20 protein-coding genes, 1 pseudogene and 1 riboswitch are annotated in these 19993 nt (G+C 71.0%); of the genes and pseudogenes, 12 read left to right on the top strand and 9 right to left on the bottom strand.

Translation table 11 applies throughout. The annotated features are described in order from the left end of the window. Positions 1 to 9 precede the first annotated feature (9 nt). Genes NEH16_RS02245 through NEH16_RS02235 form a run of 3 tightly spaced genes read right to left on the bottom strand, consistent with a single transcriptional unit; the run spans position 10 to position 2962 of the window. Positions 10 to 810, bottom strand: a complete 801-nt coding sequence (locus tag NEH16_RS02245; protein ID WP_265538775.1) for an ABC transporter ATP-binding protein — start codon at positions 808 to 810, stop codon at positions 10 to 12. Then, positions 807 to 1898 carry a FecCD family ABC transporter permease gene (locus tag NEH16_RS02240; protein ID WP_265538773.1) on the bottom strand — a complete coding sequence of 364 codons (1092 nt, stop codon included), beginning with the start codon at positions 1896 to 1898 and terminating at the stop codon, positions 807 to 809. Before NEH16_RS02240 ends, NEH16_RS02245 begins: the two co-directional genes overlap by 4 nt. Next, the gene (locus NEH16_RS02235) at positions 1895 to 2962 is read right to left on the bottom strand and encodes an ABC transporter substrate-binding protein (protein WP_265538771.1); all 1068 of its coding nucleotides are present in this window, start codon (positions 2960 to 2962) and stop codon (positions 1895 to 1897) included. The genes NEH16_RS02240 and NEH16_RS02235 overlap by 4 nt, the downstream gene beginning before the upstream one ends. Positions 2963 to 2992: 30 nt before the next feature. After that, positions 2993 to 3134, bottom strand: a riboswitch (cobalamin riboswitch). Positions 3135 to 3217: 83 nt separating this feature from the next. Here NEH16_RS02235 and cobF point away from each other — a divergent pair. From cobF to NEH16_RS02200, 7 genes and pseudogenes are all read left to right on the top strand, one after another. After that, complete coding sequence (gene cobF, locus NEH16_RS02230; protein ID WP_265538769.1) at positions 3218 to 4030, top strand: precorrin-6A synthase (deacetylating); 813 nt, start codon at positions 3218 to 3220, stop codon at positions 4028 to 4030. A gap of 100 nt (positions 4031 to 4130) precedes the next feature. Beyond that, complete coding sequence (locus NEH16_RS02225) at positions 4131 to 5603, top strand: PepSY-associated TM helix domain-containing protein (protein WP_265538767.1); 1473 nt, start codon at positions 4131 to 4133, stop codon at positions 5601 to 5603. Continuing rightward, positions 5600 to 6259 carry a DUF5134 domain-containing protein gene (locus tag NEH16_RS02220; protein ID WP_265538765.1) on the top strand — a complete coding sequence of 220 codons (660 nt, stop codon included), beginning with the start codon at positions 5600 to 5602 and terminating at the stop codon, positions 6257 to 6259. The genes NEH16_RS02225 and NEH16_RS02220 overlap by 4 nt, the downstream gene beginning before the upstream one ends. Before the next feature lie 116 nt (positions 6260 to 6375). After that, positions 6376 to 6591, top strand: coding sequence for a hypothetical protein (locus NEH16_RS02215; protein WP_265538763.1), 216 nt, complete (start codon positions 6376 to 6378; stop codon positions 6589 to 6591). 37 nt (positions 6592 to 6628) lie between these two features. Continuing rightward, positions 6629 to 7303, top strand: a pseudogene (locus NEH16_RS02210) (heavy metal translocating P-type ATPase); the annotation flags it as partial. Between the two features lie 241 nt (positions 7304 to 7544). Beyond that, positions 7545 to 8279, top strand: coding sequence for a hypothetical protein (locus tag NEH16_RS02205; RefSeq protein WP_265538762.1), 735 nt, complete (start codon positions 7545 to 7547; stop codon positions 8277 to 8279). A gap of 236 nt (positions 8280 to 8515) precedes the next feature. Further along, the gene (locus NEH16_RS02200) at positions 8516 to 9145 is read left to right on the top strand and encodes a sigma-70 family RNA polymerase sigma factor (protein WP_265538760.1); all 630 of its coding nucleotides are present in this window, start codon (positions 8516 to 8518) and stop codon (positions 9143 to 9145) included. A 115-nt stretch (positions 9146 to 9260) separates the two neighbouring features. Here the strand turns inward: NEH16_RS02200 and NEH16_RS02195 are convergent, their stop codons facing one another. Next, the gene (locus tag NEH16_RS02195) at positions 9261 to 10148 is read right to left on the bottom strand and encodes a helix-turn-helix transcriptional regulator (RefSeq protein WP_265538758.1); all 888 of its coding nucleotides are present in this window, start codon (positions 10146 to 10148) and stop codon (positions 9261 to 9263) included. A gap of 203 nt (positions 10149 to 10351) precedes the next feature. On the opposite strand from NEH16_RS02195, the gene NEH16_RS02190 reads away from it, so the two are divergent. The 5 genes from NEH16_RS02190 (at position 10352) to NEH16_RS02170 (ending at position 16403) form a co-directional block, all read left to right on the top strand. Beyond that, positions 10352 to 11368 carry a zinc-dependent alcohol dehydrogenase family protein gene (locus NEH16_RS02190; RefSeq protein ID WP_265538756.1) on the top strand — a complete coding sequence of 339 codons (1017 nt, stop codon included), beginning with the start codon at positions 10352 to 10354 and terminating at the stop codon, positions 11366 to 11368. 26 nt (positions 11369 to 11394) lie between these two features. Next, on the top strand, positions 11395 to 11805 hold the full coding sequence (locus NEH16_RS02185; protein ID WP_265538754.1) for a (R)-mandelonitrile lyase: 411 nt from the start codon (positions 11395 to 11397) through the stop codon (positions 11803 to 11805). A 203-nt stretch (positions 11806 to 12008) separates the two neighbouring features. Next, the gene (locus NEH16_RS02180; protein ID WP_242442150.1) at positions 12009 to 12668 is read left to right on the top strand and encodes a deoxynucleoside kinase; all 660 of its coding nucleotides are present in this window, start codon (positions 12009 to 12011) and stop codon (positions 12666 to 12668) included. Positions 12669 to 12860: 192 nt separating this feature from the next. Then, complete coding sequence (locus tag NEH16_RS02175) at positions 12861 to 14327, top strand: right-handed parallel beta-helix repeat-containing protein (RefSeq protein ID WP_308286049.1); 1467 nt, start codon at positions 12861 to 12863, stop codon at positions 14325 to 14327. 30 nt (positions 14328 to 14357) lie between these two features. After that, positions 14358 to 16403 carry a phosphocholine-specific phospholipase C gene (locus NEH16_RS02170; RefSeq protein ID WP_265538750.1) on the top strand — a complete coding sequence of 682 codons (2046 nt, stop codon included), beginning with the start codon at positions 14358 to 14360 and terminating at the stop codon, positions 16401 to 16403. Positions 16404 to 16464: 61 nt separating this feature from the next. Here the strand turns inward: NEH16_RS02170 and NEH16_RS02165 are convergent, their stop codons facing one another. The 5 genes from NEH16_RS02165 to NEH16_RS02145 all read right to left on the bottom strand — a co-directional run bounded on the left by NEH16_RS02165 (position 16465) and on the right by NEH16_RS02145 (position 19859). Then, complete coding sequence (locus tag NEH16_RS02165) at positions 16465 to 17058, bottom strand: nuclear transport factor 2 family protein (RefSeq protein WP_265538748.1); 594 nt, start codon at positions 17056 to 17058, stop codon at positions 16465 to 16467. Positions 17059 to 17218: 160 nt separating this feature from the next. After that, positions 17219 to 17686 (bottom strand): hypothetical protein, encoded by a 468-nt coding sequence (locus NEH16_RS02160; protein ID WP_265538746.1) that lies wholly within the window; start codon positions 17684 to 17686, stop codon positions 17219 to 17221. Positions 17687 to 17720: 34 nt separating this feature from the next. Continuing rightward, positions 17721 to 18293 (bottom strand): VOC family protein, encoded by a 573-nt coding sequence (locus tag NEH16_RS02155; protein WP_073967177.1) that lies wholly within the window; start codon positions 18291 to 18293, stop codon positions 17721 to 17723. A 68-nt stretch (positions 18294 to 18361) separates the two neighbouring features. Further along, on the bottom strand, positions 18362 to 19210 hold the full coding sequence (locus tag NEH16_RS02150; protein WP_265538744.1) for a fumarylacetoacetate hydrolase family protein: 849 nt from the start codon (positions 19208 to 19210) through the stop codon (positions 18362 to 18364). A gap of 157 nt (positions 19211 to 19367) precedes the next feature. After that, positions 19368 to 19859 carry an Lrp/AsnC family transcriptional regulator gene (locus NEH16_RS02145; protein WP_242442147.1) on the bottom strand — a complete coding sequence of 164 codons (492 nt, stop codon included), beginning with the start codon at positions 19857 to 19859 and terminating at the stop codon, positions 19368 to 19370. Positions 19860 to 19993: the final 134 nt, after the last annotated feature.

The raw sequence follows: 19993 nt of genomic DNA, 5'->3' as shown, positions 1-19993 counted from the left end.
CGGTGCCGGTCACCCCGCCGCGCCGGGCAACGGCCCGTCCGCCGGCAGGAACGTCACCTGGGGACGGCCCGTGCGGGGGTGCACCGCCACCTCGGCGGCCACCTCGTAGACCTCCGCCAGCAGGCGCGGAGTGAGCACCTGGTGCGGTGGTCCGGACGCGACGACACCGCCGTCGCGCAGCACGTACAGGCGATCGCAGTAGTGCGCTGCCAGGTTGAGGTCGTGCAGGGCGACGAGAACCGTCGCGGGCAGTCGGCGCAGCACGGCCAGGACCTCCAACTGGTGCCGGATGTCCAGGTGGTTGGTCGGTTCGTCCAGGACGAGCAGCGACGGCTCCTGGGCCAGGGCGCGGGCGATCAGCACCCGCTGGCGCTCGCCGCCGGAGAGACGGTCGAAGGGGCGGTCGGCCAAGGGGACGGCGTCGACCGAGGCGAGTGCCGTCTCGATCGTCGCGGCGTCCTCGGTCGTGTCACCGGACAGGAGCCGCTTGTGCGGGGTCCGCCCCATCGCGACGACTTCCCGCACACTCAGCTCCAGGCCGGACGGGGCGTCCTGCACCACCGCCGCCAGCGTGCGCGCGAGCCGGCGCGGGGACAGGGACCAGGCGTCGGCACCGTCGACGCGGACGGTTCCGGCTTCCGGGCGCAGGACCCGGTAGACGGAGCGCAACAGACTGGATTTGCCACTGCCGTTCGGGCCGACGAGGCCGACCGTCTCGCCCGGACGGGCCGTGAGCGTGACGTCGTGGACCAGCCGCCGGGCACCGGCCGTGAGCGTGACGCCCTCGACGTGCAGTTCGGCCGCCGTCATGCCGTGCCTCCTGCCTTCTTGCGCGCGTCGTGCCGCATCAGCCACAGGAAGAACGGCCCGCCGCACAGGGCGGTGAGCACGCCGACCGGGATCTCCTCCGGCGCCGTCACGGTCCGCGCCACGATGTCCGAGAGGACCAGGAAGGACGCACCGCCCAGCGCGGCGGTCGGCAGCACGCGCCGGTGGTCGCCGCCGACGAGCAGCCGCACGATGTGCGGGAGCATCAGGCCCACGAAGCCGATCGGTCCGGCCGCGGCGACCAGCACACCGGTGACCAGCGACACGAGCACGAACATCCGGGCCCGGAACCGCGCGACGTCCAGGCCCATGGTGGCGGCGGCCTCCTCCCCGGCCAGCAGCAGGTTCAGATTCGGGGCCTGCACCATGAGGACCGCGATGCCGAGGAGCAGCGCCAGACCCGGCAGCCAGAGCGACCCCCAGGACACACCGCCGAGACCGCCCATGGTCCAGGCGAGGACCGTGCGCGCCTCGTTGCCGTTGTCCGTCGTCAGGAGGAGCAGGTTCAGCAGCGCGTTGAGCACCGACGCCACGGCGACCCCTGCCAGGACGAGTCGCATCGAGGTGATGCGGCCACCGGTGCGGGCGGCCGCGTAGACGAGGACGAGCGCGCCCAGTGCCCCCGCGAACGCGGCCGCCGACAGGGACACCGTCCCGAAGAGGCTCGACCCGAACACGATCACCGAGACCGCGCCGAGCGAGGCGCCGGAGGACGCGCCGAGGAGGTACGGCTCGGCGAGGGGGTTGCGCACCAGCGCCTGGAGCGCCGTACCGACGACGGCGAGGCCCGCGCCGGTGACCGCGCCGAGCAGGACGCGGGGGCCCCGCACGTCGAGCACGATCGTCTCCCGCGCCCGGGTCCAGGTGGGCTCCGTCCAGTCGGCGCCGAGCGCGTGCGTCACGATGTGCCACACCTGGGCGGGCGGCACCCGCACCGAGCCGAGGGCGAGCCCCGCGGTCATGCAGGCGGCCAGCAGCACGGTGAGCCCGACCAGGACGACGGCGAACGCGGCCCGGCGGCGCGGCTCGACCGCGGTGGTGTGCCCGGCGTCCGTGGCGAGCGCCGTCACTCGAAGCTGTCCGGGTGCAGCCCGCGCGCCAGGTCGCCCACGGCGTCCGCCGAGCGGACGCCGACGAGGGTGTCGGTCAGCGGCAGGACCACGAAGCGCTTGTTCCTGATCGCGGGCACGTCGGCGAGGGCGGGCTGGGAGAGCAGGAACTTCTTCTTCTGCGCGACGGTGGTGCCCGCGTAGTCGTAGATGGCGATGACTTCCGGCTTGCGGTCGACGACCTGTTCCCATGAGGCGTCGCCGAACACGTCGTCCAGGTCGGAGAAGACGTTCCTGCCGCCCGCCAGCTCGATCAGTTCGTTGCCCAGGCCCTTGCCCCCGGCCGTGAAGGCGGACTTGTCGCCGCTGTCGTAGACGAACACGGAGACATCACGCGCGCCCTTCACGGCCGCGCTCGCCTTGTCCACGCGGGTGCGCAGCTCGGAGACGAGAGCCGACGCGCGGTCGGGGACGCCGAAGATCTTGCCGATCGTGCGTATCTCGGCGTACGTGTCCTCCATCGTCACCCCCTCCTTCCCGGCGCAGTTCTCCCGGTTGAGGTAGGTGTCGATGCCCGCGTCCCGGAACGCCTTGCGCGAGCGCCCCTCCTTCTCCGCGAACGCGCTGGCGTACCCGCCGTAGACGAAGTCGGGATCGGTGTCGAGGACCTTCTCGAACGACGGCGCCTCCTTCGACAACTGCGGGATCGACGCGAAGTCCTTGCGCAGAGCGGGCAGCACCGCCGAGTCGGGGTACGACGTACCGGCCATACGGTCCTTCAGCCCCAGCGAGAGCATCAGTTCGGCCGGGTGCTGGTGGATGGTCACCGCGCGGGACGGCGGTTCGGTGTACGTCGTCCTGACCCCGCAGTTGTCGATGGTGACGGGGAAGCCCTTCGCCGCCGAGGCACTCGCCTTCGGGGAGTCGTCGGTGGTGCCGGACGAGCCGCAGCCGGCCGTCAGCAGGATCGCCGACAGCGCTGTGACGGCCGCGGCGAGGCGCGCCGGACCGCGCCGACGTGAAATCGCGGACACCACGGGCGACGGGGAGAACGAGAAAAGGGGACGGCTGTGACCGTCGTGCATGGGAAGCCTCCTGCGGAGTCCGCGCTCCTCGGATCGGGCCCGCGGCAGGTCAGTGACCTGACTTCCGCGGACACCCGTGGGGACGTGCGCGGTCACAGTGGCGGGACCGTGCCGGATTCGCACCGGCTTCCTGGCTCCTGCCGCGGCTTTGACCTGGTGATCGTACGTAATGACCGGGCGCACCCGGACACCGGGTCGGACGCGAGCCGGGCGTCCCGGCGCCGGCCGAGGAGAGGCCCCTGGAAGACTGTCCGCATGAGCACGGAACAGCGCGCGATCCTCGTCATCGGCATCGGGGCCGGCAACCCCGACCATCTGACCCTTCAGGCCGTGAAGGCGATCCGCCGCGCCGACGTCTTCTTCATCGTCGGCAAGGGCCCCGACAAGGCGTCGCTGACCGACCTGCGCCACCGGATGATCGAGGAGCACGCGCGGGGCCCGTACCGCGTGGTGGAGGTCGAGGACCCCAGCCGCGACCGGCGCCCGATGGACCGTTCCGATTACACGGCGGCCGTCCAGGACTGGCGTGAGCGGCGCGGCGAGATCTTCGAGCGGGCGATGCGCGACGAGATGACGGCCGGCGAGACGGGGGCCTTCCTCGTCTGGGGCGACCCGTCCCTGTACGACAGCACGCTCGGCATCCTCGGGGACATCGAGGACCGCGGCGCGCTCTCCGTGAGCGTCGAGGTCATCCCCGGAATCACGAGCGTCGCCGCCCTGACCGCCCGTCACCGCATCCCGCTCAACCAGGTGGGACGCCCGGTGCACATCACCCCGGCCCGCCGTCTCGCCGACGTCGGCCAGAACGACGACGGCGACATCGTCGTCATGCTCGACGCCCACGAGTCGTTCACCCAGGTCGCGGGCGACAGCGTATGGATCTACTGGGGCGCCTACCTCGGCACCCCGGACGAACTCCTCGTTGCCGGGCCGATCCGTGAAGTCTCCGACCGCATCCGACGGGTCCGCGCCGAGGCACGCGAGCGGCACGGCTGGATCATGGACACGTATCTGCTGCGCATCGCGGAAGGACCGTCGCGGGGGGCTGCGGACCTCCATCGCATGTGACGTAGGTCTCACCCTGGTGGTGGGAACTCGCGCGCCATTCGCTCCGACTCCTCTACGTGCACGTCACCGTCCCCACCGGTCCACGCACGAGGAGCAGCCGATGACCGAGACCACGCCTGCCGCGCCACCACCGCTCCGACCACACACGACCGAGGAGGCCGCCGCCACCGAGGACTTCGCCACGCCGACGACGAGGAGCGGTGGAGGCATGTGGAGCGGGCTGCGGCCCCTCCTTCTGCGCCTGCACTTCTACGCGGGCGTCCTCATCGGTCCGTTCCTGCTCGTCGCCGCCGTGACCGGACTGCTCTACACGGCGACGCCGCAGATCGAGTCCGTCGTCTACCACCACGAACTGAAGGTCACCCCGCACGGCGAACCGAAGCCGCTGGCCGCCCAGGTGGACTCGGCCCGCGAGGCGACACCCGGCGGGCGGCTCGTCTCCGTCACCAAGGGAGCGGGCGACGAGGACACCACGCGCGTCACCTTCGACGTGAAGGGGCTGCCCGAGGGATACACGCAGACCGCTTTCGTCGATCCCTACACGGCGGAGGTGCGCGGCTCGCTGCGTACGTTCGGCGAGTGGCTGCCCGTACGGGCGTGGTTCGACAGCCTGCACCGCACGCTGCATCTCGGGGAGTTCGGCCGCAACTACAGCGAGATCGCAGCGAGTTGGTTGTGGGTCGAGGTGCTGGGCGGGCTCGCCCTGTGGCTCGGGGCGCCGCGCGGGCGGGAGAGGATGCGTCGGCTGTTCGTACCGCGCCGGGGCGTGCAGGGGCGCAAGCGCACGCTGTCCTGGCACGGGGCCGTGGGCTTGTGGGTGTCGGCCGGTTTCCTCGCCCTCTCGGCAACCGGACTGACGTGGTCCGCGCACGCGGGCGTGAACATCGGCACGATCCAGGACGCGCTGGGCGGGGCGACGCCGTCCGTCTCCTCGACCCTGGGCGGGGCGGCGTCGAAGCAGCCCGCGCCCGGCACTTCCGCCGTCCAGACCGACCTGGACGAGGCCGTCCGCATCGCCCGTGCCGAAGGTCTGCGCGGCAAGCTCGTCATCACTCCACCCGCCGACAGCAGGAGCGGGTACGTCGTCAAGGAGAACACGCGGCACTGGCCGGAGCAGCAGGACTCGGTGGCCATCGACCCCGCCACCGGCAAGGTCACGGACAAGGTGGTCTTCGACGACTTCCCCGTCCTCGCCAAACTCACCCGCTGGGGCATCGACGCCCACATGGGCCTGCTCTTCGGCCTCGCCAACCAGATCGCCCTCGCGGCCATCGCCCTCGCGCTCATCGGCATGCTCTTCTGGGGCTACCGCATGTGGTGGCTCCGTAGGCCCACCCGGGGAGGCGGGACACGGCTCGGACGTCCGCCGGTCCGGGGGGCCTGGCGGCGGGTGCCGGGGAGGGCCATGGCCCCGCTCGTCGTCGTGACCGCCGTCCTCGCGTACTACCTGCCGCTGTTCGGGCTGCCCCTGGTCTGCTTCCTGCTCGCGGACCTGGCAGTCGCCGAAGTGCGCCGACGCGGGCGTACACACCCGGAAGCGCGATCCGAGAAGCCGAAGGAGATGGCCCGATGATCGCCGCCAACGGGCTGCGCTGGATTCTGACGCTGCTCTTCTGCGGACTTGCCGTCCACGGTCTTTGGCGTGCCTTCACGGCCCGCTCCCATCCGTGGGCCGTACGGCTGGCGCACGGACTGCACGCGGTGATGGCCCTCGCGATGTTCGCGATGGCCTGGTCCTGGGGCCTGGACCTGCCCGCCACCCCGCAGGTGATCTTCTTCTCGGCCGCGGCGGCCTGGTTCGTGGTGGCCGCCCTCGCTCTTCCCGTCGGCCCCGAGCCGCGGGGACGGGCTCTCGCGGGCGCGCTGCCGCACGCCCTGATGACCGGCGCGATGGCATGGATGGCCGCCGCGATGGCGTCGGGCATGTCCATGGGTGCGATGGGTGGCGGCCAGGCACACGACATGCCGGGGATGGACATGGCCGCGCCCGGAGCGCTCGCGACGATGACGCTCAGCGGCACCGGCGATCGCTGGGGCGCGGGTCTGCTCGCACTGCTTCTGCTCGCGCTCGCGCTGGTTTGGCTCGCGAGGGGCTTCGACACGGGCCGTCCGGCGCCGCGTGCTCCGGGCGACGCGGGCTCGGGCGGTGCGGTCCGGGCCGCGTGGGACCTGGGCTGTCACGGGCTGATGGCGCTGGGCATGGCGGTGATGTTCGCCGTCATGGTGTGAGACGTCGGGCGAATGTCTGATGCGTGACGCACGCCACCCGGGGGATGGGGAACTCGCGTCCCCGGGCGGCCGACCACTGGTGCGTACGACTCGCACTCTCGCCCGGAGCCTGCCCCATGGACCACTCGGTGACGCCCCGCACCCAACGGCGTCCGTCTCCTGCCCCGTACGCGCTGCTCGGAGGCTTCGTCCTCCTGCTCTCCGCGCTCTTCGCCGTGTCGTACGGGGCCGGCCGTCTCGCCGGACCCGTCGCCCCGGACATGCGCGGCGTCACGCATCCCGACGAGCCGGGTTCGCACGACATGGGCGGCATGAGCGGGATGGCCCACTGATGGGCCGGGAAGCCGCGCCGCGCACCCTCGCCACGACGGATCTGCTGGTCGCCTCCCTGCGCCGCCCTCCTCGCCCGAGGAGGGGGCGAGCGGGGAGACCGGACCCGCGCCTACGCAACGGCTCGTGGTGACCGCGCTCCTCGCCGCCCCCGTCGCGGCCTGGGGCGCGTGGCCCTTCCACGAACGGGCGTGGCGCGGGCTGCGGCACGGTACGGCCACGATGGACACGCTCATCTCGCTCGGCGTCCTCGCCTCCTTCGGCTGGTCCGCGTACGCGCTCTTCGTGCTCCTCGGCCGTCACTTGGAGGCCCGGGCCCGGCGAGGCACCTCGGCCGCCCTGCGGGCCCTCGCCCAACTCGGCGTGAGGGAAGTGACGGTGCGGGACGGGGAGACCGAACGGACCGTTCCGGCCGCGAGCCTGGTCGCCGGAGAGAACTTCCTCGTGAGGCCGGGGGAACGCGTCGCGACCGACGGGGAGGTCGTGGCGGGCACGTCCGCCGTGGATCTCTCCCTCGTGACCGGTGAGACGCGGCCCGTCGAGGTCGAGGCGGGCTCCGCTGTCACAGGGGGCTCGGTCAACGTCGGCGGACTGCTGGCCGTACGCGCGACGGCGATCGGCGCCGACACCCAACTGGCCCGCATCACGGCGCTCGTCACCGAGGCCCAGGCGGGGAAGGCCCGCGCCCAGCGGCTCGCGGACACCGTGGCCGGGGGTTAAGTGGTGTCGTTAACCCTCCACTTCCCACGGGAAGCCCTTGAGGGTCGACGCGGCCGTGGTGCGGCCCGGGGCCGAGCAGAACCGTCCCTTCCGCCCGTAGCGCCATGTCCGCACCACGACCCGCCTGCACGGCATATGCCGAAACCCCGCCCCGGCGATCACTTGTCGGGTATGGGCGGCAAGCCGGATACCCTCCCATGTCGTGCAGCCCTCCGCGATGGGAGGATGAGGCGCCATGGAGGCCGGACCGGTCGGGCGTGCGGTGAGGGCGGCGATGTTCGCCGTCGTCTCCGTCGCCCTTGCCGCGACCGGGCACGTCCTGATGTCCGAAACGCCGCTCCCCTTCTGGGTGCTGGCCACGGGTTTCCTCGTGCTCGCGGTTCCGGGCTGGTGGTTCGCCGCATGCGAGCGCGGGCCCTGGCTCGTCACCGCCGTAGCCGTCGTGACGCAGGGCGTGTTGCACAGCGCCTTTGCAGCCGCGCAGTCCGCACCGGGCACAGCCGGGGACGGAGCTTCGGCCGCGGCCACGAGCGGCATGGGCCGAATGACGGGCATGCGTCACGCGCCCCTGGGCGATGCGATGGCAGGCATGCACCACATGGCCGGTATGGATCACATGGCAGGCATGGAGCATGCCTCCGCCATGGCGGCGCTGAACTCTGGCCCGATGGCGCACGCGAGCCACGACATGGCCGGAATGTCCTCTACGGGCATGCTCGCCGCGCACTTCGTGGCCGCGTTCGTCTGTGGGATCTGGCTGGCCCGGGGCGAGCGCGCCGCCTTCCAGGTCCTGCGCGCCTTCGCGGCCCGGCTGCTGGCTCCGCTCCAACTCCCGCGTACGGCACCGCTGCCCGCCCCGCGCCGCCGCCTGCGACCCCGTCGGGGCCTGAGCGACCGGCCGACCCGTGGACTGCGGTGCGCACGAGCCCGGGACCGGCGGGGCCCGCCGGGGGTGGCCGCCGCGTCGTGAGGACGCGGCAGGCGATCCGGAGGACGTGAAAGCAGGCTTGCGACCGGTCGCCGACCGGTGCCCAGCCGTACCCGCATGCGGCGGAAGTCCTCCGGCACACCCGGCCCCGCAGGGCCCGGGTGCCCCATTCACCGGAACCCGGACTGTCCCGTCCGCGCCGCCGCGCGCCTTGGCCGCGGCGTGCGCGCGGACCGGACGCCCGGCGCCGGACCTCTCCGTGAAGGACATCCCTGGCGATGAACACCACCCTGCCCATCCCACGCGCGCCGCGGCGCGCCTCCGTCCCCCGCGACAGAACGGCCGAGGACGCCGTCGCGACCGCCTGGGCGCTGGCAGCCCGAAGCGGGGACCGCGAGGCCGCCGACGCCTTCATCCGGTGCCTGCACCGCGATGTCGTGCGGTACGTCGCCCACCTGTCCGCCGACCCGCAGTCGGCCGAGGACCTCGCACAGGACACGTTCCTGCGAGCGCTGCGCACGCTGCACCGCTTCGAAGGCCGCTCCTCGGCCCGCACCTGGCTCCTGACCATCGCCCGCCGCGCCGTCGTCGACGACTTCCGCCGGGCCGCGGCACGCCCGCTGCTCTCCGACACCGACGACTGGGGCGCGACCGTCGAGCGCGCTCAGCCGACCGGACTGCCCGGATTCGAGGACGGAGTCGTCGTCCGACAACTCCTGGCGGCACTTCCCCGCGAACGCCGCCAGGCGTTCGTCCTCACGCAGATGCTCGGGCTCTCCTACGCCGAGGCCGCCCGTCTCACGGGATGCCCGGTCGGCACCGTCCGCTCCCGGGTGGCGCGGGCGCGCACCGTCCTGACCGCGCAACTGCAAGGCGGTGAACCGCAGCCGCTCACTCGCGCTGCCTGACGCAGGGGCCGGGGCCACCCTGCCAGGGGCGGCCCCGGCACTCGGGGGGCGCGCAGGACACCGCGGTGCCCGAGGTCGGCGAGGACCCTCTCGGTGGGCTGGTTGAAGCCGGCGGTCACGGAGAGTGCTGCGGTGCCTGGTGGGCCTCGCGCGTGGCCGCCCAGGAGGCGAGGAGGCGTAGTCCTTCCTCCGAGGGAGAGCCGGGCTCCGCGGTGTAGACGGTGACGGTGAGGCCGGGTTCGGCGGTCATTTCCAGGTCCTCGAAGGCGAGGGTGAGCTCTCCGACGGCTTGGTGGTGGAAGCGCTTGGTGCCGGTTCCGTGGTGGCGGACGTTGTGGGCGCCCCAGCGGGTGCGGAATTCCTCGCTGCGGGTGGACAGCTCGCCCACCAGGTCGTGCAGGTCCTTGTCGTGGGGATTGCGGCCGGCCTCGGTCCGCAGTATCGGCACGCACATGTCGGCGAAGCGCTCCCAGTCGGGGTAGAAGCGCCGGGCGGCCGGGTCGAGGAACTGGAAGCGGGCGAGGTTGGCCTGGTTGCCGGGGTCCGCGTGGAGGTCGGCGTAGAACGCCCGGGCGAGCGGGTTGGCGGCCAGGACGTCCATGCGGCCGTTGCGGACGAGCGCGGGACCCGCGGTGACGGCGTCCAGCATCCACTGGAGGCTGCGGTGCGGCGTCCACTGGCCCTTGGCGCGTCGGCGCTTGGGGCGGGTCAGGACGTCGGAGCCGTCGGCGGCCCGGGCCAGGTTCAGCAGGTGCGCGCGCTCGGCGTCGTCCAGCTGGAGCGCGCGGGCGACGGCTTCCAGGACGGGCGGGGAGACGCCCGCGAGCTGGCCGCGTTCGAGTTTCGAGTAGTACTCCACGCTCACATCGGCCAGGGCGGCGACCTCGCTGCGCCGCAGCCCGGGGACCCGCCGGCGAGAGCCGGCGGGCAGGCCCGCCCGCTCGGGGCTGATCTTCGCGCGCCGCGAGGTCAGGAATTCGCGGACCTCTTCACGGTTGTCCATGCCTTCGACGGTACGGCCCGCGCGGGGCGGAAGGGATGTACTGCCGGTACACCCTTCATCGGTAACTCGCTACCCGCGCGAGATGGCGGTTACCTGGATGACGTGGCGCTCACCGCCCCCTCGGACCGGGGCGGGCACAGCGCCCGGCCCCGGTGGCACACCGTTCGTGTGCCGGCCGCCACCGTACGTAAGGAGTCATTCTCATGCGTGGAGCAGTGATCCATGCCCCCGGCGACATCCGCTTCGAGACCGTGGACGACGCCAGGGTCCTCAAGCCGACCGACGCCGTCATCCGTACGGCGGTCACCTGCGTCTGCGGCTCGGACCTGTGGCCCTACCGCGGCGCGGAGCCGACCGAGCAGGCCCACCCGATGGGCCACGAATACGTGGGCTTCGTGGAGGAGGTCGGCTCCGAGGTGACCGCGGTCGAGCCCGGCCAGTTCGTCGTCGGCTCGTTCGCCACTTCGGACAACGTCTGCGCGAACTGCCGGAACGGCTTCCAGTCGAGCTGCCTGAACCGCGAGTTCATGTCCACCTGCCAGGCCGAATACGTGCGCATCCCCAACGCCCAGGGCACGCTGGTCGCCACCGACGGCATACCGGACGAGAAGTTCTGGCCGGGCCTGCTCGCCGTCTCCGACGTCATGGGCACCGGCTGGTGGGCCGCCGACGCCGCCGAGGTGCGGCCCGGCTCGACGGCCGTGGTCGTCGGCGACGGCGCGGTGGGCCTGTGCGCGGTGATCGCCGCCAAGGAGATGGGCGCCGAGCGGATCATCGCCATGTCGCGGCACGAGTCCCGCCAGAAGCTGGCCCGCGCGTTCGGCGCGACCGACATCGTCACCGAGCGCGGCGAGGAGGGCGTGGCCCGGATCAAGGACCTGACGAACGGAATCGGCGCCGACTCGGTTCTGGAGTGCGTGGGCACCGCCCAGGCCATGAGCCAGGCCCTGCACTCCGCCCGGCCCGGCGGGAACGTCGGTTTCGTCGGCGTCCCGCACGAGGTCGCGCTCGACGGCCAGGAACTGTTCTTCTCCCACGTCGGCCTGCGCGGCGGCCCCGCCCCCGTACGCCGCTACCTGCCCGATCTGATCGACCGCGTCCTGACCGGCGCGATCGACCCGGGCAAGGTCTTCGACCTCACCCTCCCGCTGGACCAGGTCGCCGAGGGCTACAAGGCGATGGACGAGCGCCGCGCCATCAAGACCCTCCTGAAGCCCTGAACCGTCTCACCGCACAAGGAGCGACCATGCAGATCACCCGCAGTTCGATCGCCACCGCCAAGGGCCCCGCCGACTGGTTCACCGGCGACGTCTACATCGACGCCGTCGCCGCGGCCCCCGAACCGTCCCGGGTCACCGCCAACCTGGTGCACTTCATGCCCGGCGCCCGTACCCACTGGCACCGCCACCCGCTCGGCCAGACCGTCTTCGTCACCGAAGGCGTCGGCCTGTGCCAGCGGCGCGGCGGCCCGGTGGAGGTCATCCGGCCGGGCGACCGCGTCCTGTTCGAGGCCGGCGAGGAGCACTGGCACGGCGCCGCACCCGACCGGCTCATGGTCCACCTCGCCATCAACGAGGGCGACGCGGACCACGACGTCGTGCACTGGCTGACTCCCGTCACCGACGAGGAATACGCCGCCGCCCCGCCCACCGACTGACGCCCCGGCCCCACCGCCTCTCCGGTTGCCGGTGACCGCCGATATGATCCCTCCGACCGTCCCGCGAGCAGAGCGCCAGGATCGGCGGCGATTCCCGCTGCGACCTCTCCGAGAAGTCGCGGTGACGGGTCCATGTGGTGTGAGTGCCGCGTCTCTGGCATCGCGCCTTCTGACGTTGCCCGGGAACGAAGTGAGGTAGGGCAGTGATCTGCGTCGGCGGGATGATCGGGATCGGCAAGACGAGTGTGGCCGAACTGATCGCCAAGGAGCTGGGGAGCAAGGTCTTCTACGAGAGCGTGGAGGACAATCCGATCCTGCCGCTCTTCTACACCGCCGGCCCCGAGGAGATAGCGGCGAAGCGCTACCCCTTCCTCCTCCAGCTCTACTTCCTGCAGACGCGATTCGCTGCGATCAAGGAGGCGTACCTGCAGGACGACAACGTCCTCGACCGGTCGATCTACGAGGACTGGTACTTCGCCAAGGTCAACCACGACCTCGGCAGGATCAGCTCCCTGGAGATGCGGGTGTACGAGGGACTGCTCACCGAGATGATGCGCGAGATCGACGGCCTCCCGTACCGCAAGGCGCCGGATCTCATGGTGTACCTCCGTGCGGACTTCGAGACGGTGCTGCACCGCATCGGGCTGCGGGGGCGCGATTTCGAGCAGGACGAGGGCCTCGTGGAGTACTACCGGACGCTCTGGTCCGGCTACGACGACTGGGTACGCGAGCACTACTCCGCCAGCGACGTCCTGGTGATCGACATGAACCGGACCGATGTCGTGAACAACCCCGAGGACGCCGAGCGCGTCGTACGGGAAGTTGTGGACGCCCTGTCCCTCGCGAGGGTCCGGCGTCTCTGATCCGGCCCTCCGGCCGGCCGGGCCACGGGATGCAGGGCCGTGTGAGCGTAACCGCTCTCGCTTGTTCCTTAGATCGATCATTCGATCAATGAGCGGTTGTCTTGAACGAATCTATTGACCTGATCAATCGAGACCTCTAATTTCGGGCCACCCACCCCAGGAGGTTCTCGCATGAGCAGCAGAGCCAGTCGTGTGCTCTTCGCCGCGTCCGTCGCCCTCATCGGCACCGTTGTTCTGCCGAACCAGTCGGCGATGGCGGCCGGTTCCACCACCTACGTCGACTGCTCGCGGTCCACCGCGGGGACCGGCACCGAGGCCAGCCCCTTCAACAGCGTCGCCCAGGCCAACGCGAAGACGTACGGCGCGGGTGACACGCTCGCCTTCGCCTCCGGCACCACCTGCAAGGGTGCGCTGGCGCCCAAGGGCAGCGGCACCGCGAGCCTGCCCATCACGCTCACCCGCTACGGCTCGGGCGCACTGCCCGTCCTGAACGGCGACGGGGCCGCGGACACCGTCTCGCTGACCAACCAGGACCACTGGACGATCGGTTACCTGAAGATCACCAACCCGGCCGGCTCCCTCGCCCGGCGCACCGGCCTCCGCGTCTCCGCCACCGACGGCAAGGCCCACACCGGGTTCGACATCGGCAACCTCGTCATCGACCGGGTGGCCGGGCAGACCGACAAGACCGGCTCCCTCACCGAGGACTACGTCCAGTCGGGAAGCGTCGTCACGGGTGCCACCGGGGCGAACTCCACGCTCAACGACGTGCATGTGCACCACAACACTGTGAGCAACTCGGGCGGCGGCGGCCTGAAGATCCGTACCGGCTCCATGGCCACCAAGGGCGGCGGTGTTCTCGTGGAGCACAACACCGTCAAGGACGTCGGCGGGGACGGCATCATCGTCAGCTACGCCGACGCGCCGATGATCCAGTACAACGACGCGTCCGGCGTCGGCAACGGCGCATACCCGTTCTCCGGCGGCAACTTCGCCGGGATCTGGGTGCTCGGCGACCACAATCCGACCATCCAGAAGAACGCGGTGTACGACACCACCAGGATGTCCGTCGCCGACAGTCAGGCGTTCGACTGCGACTGGGGGAACACCGGCTACTGCACGATCCAGTACAACTACAGCCGTGACAACATCGGCGGCTTCTTCCTCGACTGCGACGGCTGCGGCACGATCGGCGGGGCCAAGCAGGTCATCCGCTACAACATTTCCGAGAACGACTGCCGGATGAGCAGCAACAGCGCGGGCCGGTCGGCGCTGCACCTGTACAACAACGTCCTCTACTGCACGGACAAGAAGTTCGACGTCACGCTCCCCGACGAAAGCGTGGTCGAGAACAACATCTTCGTCGGTACGGCCGACTCCCGGCTGCCCGCCAAGACCGGGATCCAGTGGTACTGGAACGTCTTCCAGGGCGTGCCCCGGCCCACCGCCAACGGCATCGCCGGCGACCCGAAGTTCGTCGCTCCCGGAACCGGCGGCAGCTCGATCCACGAGGTGGACGGCTACCGGCTGAAGTCCACCTCGCCCGCCCTCGGCAACGGCGCGGTCATCACCGACAACGGCGGCCGTGACTACTGGGGCAACGCAGTCCCGACGGCCACCAAGCCCAACCGGGGCGCCTACCAGGGCCCGGGTCTGTAGCCAACCGCCGTGTCAACCTTCAGGAGTGTCATGCGCAAGCCAAATCGACGTGACTTCATCGCTCTCACCGCGGCGACGGCGGCGGCAGCGGCCGGAGTGAGCGGCCCCCAGGCGGTCCGGGCGTCCGCCGCCGAGCCCCGGAAGGCCCCGGCCGGGAAGACGGCCGCGACCGGGACGCTCAAGGATGCGAAACACATCGTGATCCTCATGCAGGAGAACCGCAGCTTCGACCACTACTTCGGGCTCCTGAAGGGCGTACGGGGCTTCTCCGACCGCAGCACCGTCGAACTCGCGGGCGGCCACGGCGTCTTCGACCAGCCGAACGGCACCGGCCGCCACTACCCGTGGCAGCTCAGCGCGACGCAGGCGTCCGGCGGCGCCGACCCCGAGCGGCTGGCCCAGTGCAGCGGGGACCTCGCCCACGACTGGGCCAGCCAGCACGCGGCCTGGAACCACGGGAAGATGGACTCCTGGGTCGCGGCCAAGGGGCTGCGCTCCCTGGGCTACCTGACCCGCGAGGACATCCCCTTCCACTATGCCCTGGCCGACACCTGGACGGTCTGCGACGCCTACCACGCCTCCGGGATGAGCGCGACCGGCCCCAACCGCACCTACCTGTGGAGCGGGAAGATCAGCGAGTCGTCCAAGGACGGCGGCAGCGAGTCCGGGCTGACCTGGGAGACGTACGCGGAGGCGCTGGAGAAGGCCGCGGTCAGCTGGAAGGTCTACCAGTCGACCGACAACTACGGCGACAACGGGCTCGCGTACTTCGCGCAGTTCACCTCGGCACCGGCCAGTAGCCCCCTGCGGCGCAAGGGCATGTCCACGGTTCCCCGGGGCACCACCGAGCCCGGCGATGTGGCCGCCGACATCTGTGACGCGATCGCCGCCGACGTACGGGCGGGCACACTGCCGCAGGTGTCGTGGATCGTGCCCGACCAGAACTACTCCGAGCACCCCATGGCCACACCGGCCAACGGGGCGCACTTCGTGCACCAGGTCATCAACGCCCTCAACGCCGACCCGGACGTCTTCAACTCCACGATCCTCTTCCTCAACTACGACGAGAACGACGGCTACTTCGACCACGTACCGCCGCCCACCCCGCCGACCGGCACCGCCGACGAGTTCATCGGCGGGACGAGCATCGGCCTCGGCTTCCGCGTGCCCCTGATCGCGATATCCCCCTGGAGCCGCGGCGGTTACGTCAACTCCCAGACCAGCGACCACACATCGGTGCTGCGGTTCCTGGAGAAGTGGACGGCCGCGATCGGCAAGCCGGCCACCTGCCCCAACATCAGCGCCTGGCGGCGCGCGGTGTGCGGCGATCTCACCAGCATGTTCGACTTCACCAGCCCGGTCTACGGCCTGCCCGCCCTGCCGGCCACCGGAACCACGGTGGACATGGGCCAGTGCGCCGGGCTGCCCAACCCCACGCCGGTCGACAACAAACCGCCCACCCAGGAAGCGGGCACCCGTAAGGCGCGGCCCCTGCCCTACCAGCCCGCGGCCGACCTGACCGCGTTCACCACCTCCGGCACGTCCGTCCAGGCCAACATCAGGACGGCCAACGGCGGCAGCGCGGCCTGCCACTTCGCCGTCCACACCAACGGGACGCAGCGCGCGGGAGGTCCCTGGCCGTACACCGTCGCCGCCGGCGGCAGCGCCACCGACTTCTACAATTGCGGGCCCGGCTACGGCGACGGCGTGTACGACCTCACCGTGCTCGGCCCCAACCGGTTCATGCGCCGCTTCAAGGGCAACGCCACCCGGCCCGGCAAGGACCTCCTCGTGGCCGCGTCCGCCGTCACCGTCTCCGGGGCCGTCAAGCTCCGTTTCACCCTGACCAACAACAGCGCCGCCGCCGTGACGTTCACCATCAAGGCGAACGCGTACCGCACCGGCGGGCCCTGGACGTACACCGTGCCGGCCGGCAGGACCGTCACGGACGACTTCTCGGTGCAGACCTACGGTTCCGGCTGGTACGACCACACCGTCACCGTCTCCTCGGACACCACCTGGTCGCAGCGGTTCGTCGGCCACCTGGAGAACGGCCTGCCCAGCGTCAGCGGCTGACACCGGGCGGCGGCGCGGCGGGGAGGGCCCGAGCACTCCTCCGCCGCGGTTCCCAGTTCTTTCAGTCCCGGCGCTGGTCGTGGAGCCAGTCGAGTGCCGACTGCTTGATCTCCTTCTCCAGCTCGCTGTTCTTGGTGGCGAAGGTGCGTCCCACAGGAAATCCGCTGGCGTCGAGCAGGTACGCCAGGGCGGCGTATTCACGGGGGTGGCGGGCGACGGCCTGCTGATCGATGTCCACGATGCCGAGCGGGAAGGTGAAGGTCGCGAAGTCGTACACGCTCTTGCGGTCCGCGATCCGCCACTCGCCGTCGCGGCGCTCCAGACGGTCGATGAACCGGTTGTGTCCGTTGCAGCCGAGCCCCAGACGGACGTTCTCGCCGATGATGACCGCGTTCGTCTCGGCGACGGCGCGGCGCGCGTCCGAGGAGAACGTGATGCTCGGCGCGGTGATGAGGTGTTTTGTACGGAAGTCGGACGTACCCATCTGCGCGGACGCGTCCACGAAATCGGTGGCGAGGCCCTCGAACCAGGTGATCTCGATCCGGGCATCCGGGTGGAACAGATCGCGCAGCCGGTCCCATTCGCCCAGGTCACGGTGGATCCAGCCGGTCATCAGGGCGGAGATGTCGTAGCGGTCCTGAAGTGCTGTGGTCATGAATGCAGTGTCCGGCCTGGCTGATCAATCGGGCAAATCGACCGTTATGATGAATGAATTGCCCAAACCGGTCAGTCGGGCCTTACGTGCGGTCACCGGACCGGGCGAACGGCCCGGTCCGGTTCGCGCGTTCCCGGCCTGCCAAGGCTCCCTTGGATGATCAGGCCGGGAGCGGATACGCGTCGCTGCCCGCGAGCCGTTCGTAGGCGCGGCGTACCGCCGGTACCAGGCGGGCGGCGGCCTCGGGGTCCGCGCGTTCCGTCCGTAGGCGGAGGATGTCGCCGCTGCGGCGGTCCGCGGGGACCTGTTCGTCACGGGCGGTGACGAGCGCGTGGAAGTGCGGATGGTTCTCACCGAAGACCATCAAGTACGTCGCCGGCGCACCGGTCACCTCGGTGACCGCCGCGACGAGGTCGCGCGCCCGTCGGCCGAAGGACGCCAGCTCGGCGTCGTCCAGCCCGGTGATGCGCTCGGCGTGCCGCCGGGCCCGCAGGACGAACCAGCCGGGCACGTCGTAGCCGGGCACCAGCTCCCCCGACCACAGGGGGTCCTGGAAGACGACGGCGGTTTCCTCGCTCTGTTCCAGGCCGCACATGAAGCAGTCGGCGTGGAGGCTGGACGGGTTCAAGGGTTCCCCTCGGCGGTGGATACGGGCATCGTGCTCAGGCGGTCCCCGTGAGGACCAGCATCGGGTCGGGCATGGGGCTCCGCAGGGCCCAGGACCGGTGGATCAGTTCGTCCACCGCCGCTCCGGAACGGCGCGCCGCCAGCATGGCCTCCGGGTCGAAGGCGGGACCGACGGCGTCGGCGCCGTACTCCGGTCCCTCCATGTAGCCGGTGGCCTCGTCCGGGTCGGCGAAGTTGTCGATCTGCATCTCCACGAAACCGCCGTCGGGGTCCTGGTAGTACATGGAGGTAGTGACCCCGTGGGCGATGCACACCGCCGGCACCACGCCCTTGTCGCGCAGCAGTTCGTAGCGGGCGAGCAGGGAGTCGAGGTGGTCGAAGGTGTACGCGACATGGTGGGCCGAGGCCGTCGTGGGCTTCTTGCGCTCCAGCGGAACCGGGGGAGTGAGCAGTGCGACGCGGTGGTGCTCCTCGTCGTAGGTGATGAAGCACAGGCTGTCGTTCTGGAACACCACATGCCCGTCGAGAACGGCGCAGTACCAGTCCCGCATGGCGCTGGGGTTGCTGGTCTGGAACACGACGTGGGCGAATTTCGGTGTGGCGGTCATCCGAGCCTCCTCGATCGAACGTGCGGGGTGTGCATGTGCGGTCTCGCGGGGACGTGGTCGCCGGCGTGTCAGCTCTGCGCGACGAAGCGCTGGCGAAGCTCGCCGATGCCCTCGATGGTGCTGACCAGCTCGTCTCCGGGAGCGAGCCAGCGCTGCGGTTCACGGCCCAGGCCGACGCCGGCCGGGGTCCCGGTGAAGACGATGTCGCCGGGCAGCAGGGGGATCACCGAGGACAGCCGGGAGACCAGCTCCGGTACGGAGAAGATCAGGTCGCTGGTGCGGCTCTTCTGGACCTCCTCGCCGTTCACGGTGCAGCGCAGGCCCAGGTCGTCGGGGTTGTCGAGCGCGTCGGGAGTGACCACGTACGGCCCGATCGGGGCGAAGCCCGGGAAGGATTTGCCCAGGCTGAACTGCGGAGCTGGCCCTTCGAGTTGGGTGATGCGCTCCGAGATGTCCTGGCCCACGGTCAGCCCGGCCACATGGTCCCAGGCCGACTCGGCGGAGACGCGGTGGGCGCGGGTGCCGATGACGACGACGAGTTCGATCTCCCAGTCGGTGTGACCGCCCGGCGGAAGGGTGACCTCGGTGACGGGGCCCGTGATGCTGCTGGCGAACTTGGTGAAGACCGGCGGCATGGTCTCGGGGAGGGCGAAGCCCGACTCGGCCGCGTGGTCGCGGTAGTTGAGGCCGGCGGCGACGATCTGCCGAGGCGCCGGTACGGGCGCGCCCAGGAGGGAGGGGTCGAAGGGGCGCCCCTCGGGCAGATCGGCCCGCGCCGCCCACCGGCGGAACTCCTCCCACTGCTCGTAGACGGCCTGCGGGTCCGCGGCGAAACGGCCGCCGCTCGCCTCCTCGACGTCGACGGCGAGACCGTCCACGACGAGGACCAGGCGGCCGGAAAGGTTGGCGATGCGCACGGAGTTGCTCCTGAGTTCCTGGGGTTGTTCCGAGGGGTGTCCCTGGGGTGCGGGCGACGCCCGGCCCTCCGACGGGCCGGCATCGGGGGCTGCGGTGCTGGTCACACAGTAGGTCGCTATATGTGATAACAGCAAGGGCGCGAGGCCACCTTCTTCTTCACGGAACGACTCGGCGGGCGGCGGTCCGGCGCAGCAGCGGGGCGAGCCGGTAGGGGACCAGTTGGCGCATGACGAGCGATGTGGCGGTGCGTTCCACCCCGGGTATGCCGAGGATGTGGCCGGCCACCCGGTACAGGTCCTCGGCGTCCGTCGCCGCCACCTGGACCAGCAGGTCGGTGTCACCGGTCAGCCCGTGCACCTGGAGGACTTCGGGGATCGCCGCGAGCGCGTGGGCGACCTCGTCCAGCCTGCGCTGGGCCACCCGGGTGGTGACGAAGGCGGTGAGCGGATAGCCGAGGGCCGCCGGCTCGACACGCCGCTCGAAGGACGCCACGGCGCCGTCGCGGTCCAGGGCCGCCAGCCGTGCCTGGACGGTGTTGCGGCTCAGCCCGCTCGCCTCGGCGAGCGCCACCGCGGTGGCGCGGGGATGAGCGGCGAGGGCCAGCAGCAGGCGGGCGTCGGTGGGGTCGATCCGCTCGGAACTGGGCACGATGCACACCTTCTCGGGTTCAGGGGGCGGGTGATTGGGCATTCTGCGTGATTTCTCCGCTGGTTCTTGTGCGGCGTTCGGACCCGGTGGTGTGCTCCTGGCAACGATCCCGCCCCTGGCAGCACGCCGCCGAC

It is taken from the genome of Streptomyces drozdowiczii (genome assembly GCF_026167665.1).
GTDB classification, from domain to species: Bacteria; Actinomycetota; Actinomycetes; order Streptomycetales; family Streptomycetaceae; genus Streptomyces; species Streptomyces drozdowiczii_A.
The sequence above is the reverse complement of the archived record's forward strand: the minus strand, read 5'-3'. Positions and strand labels throughout refer to the sequence as shown.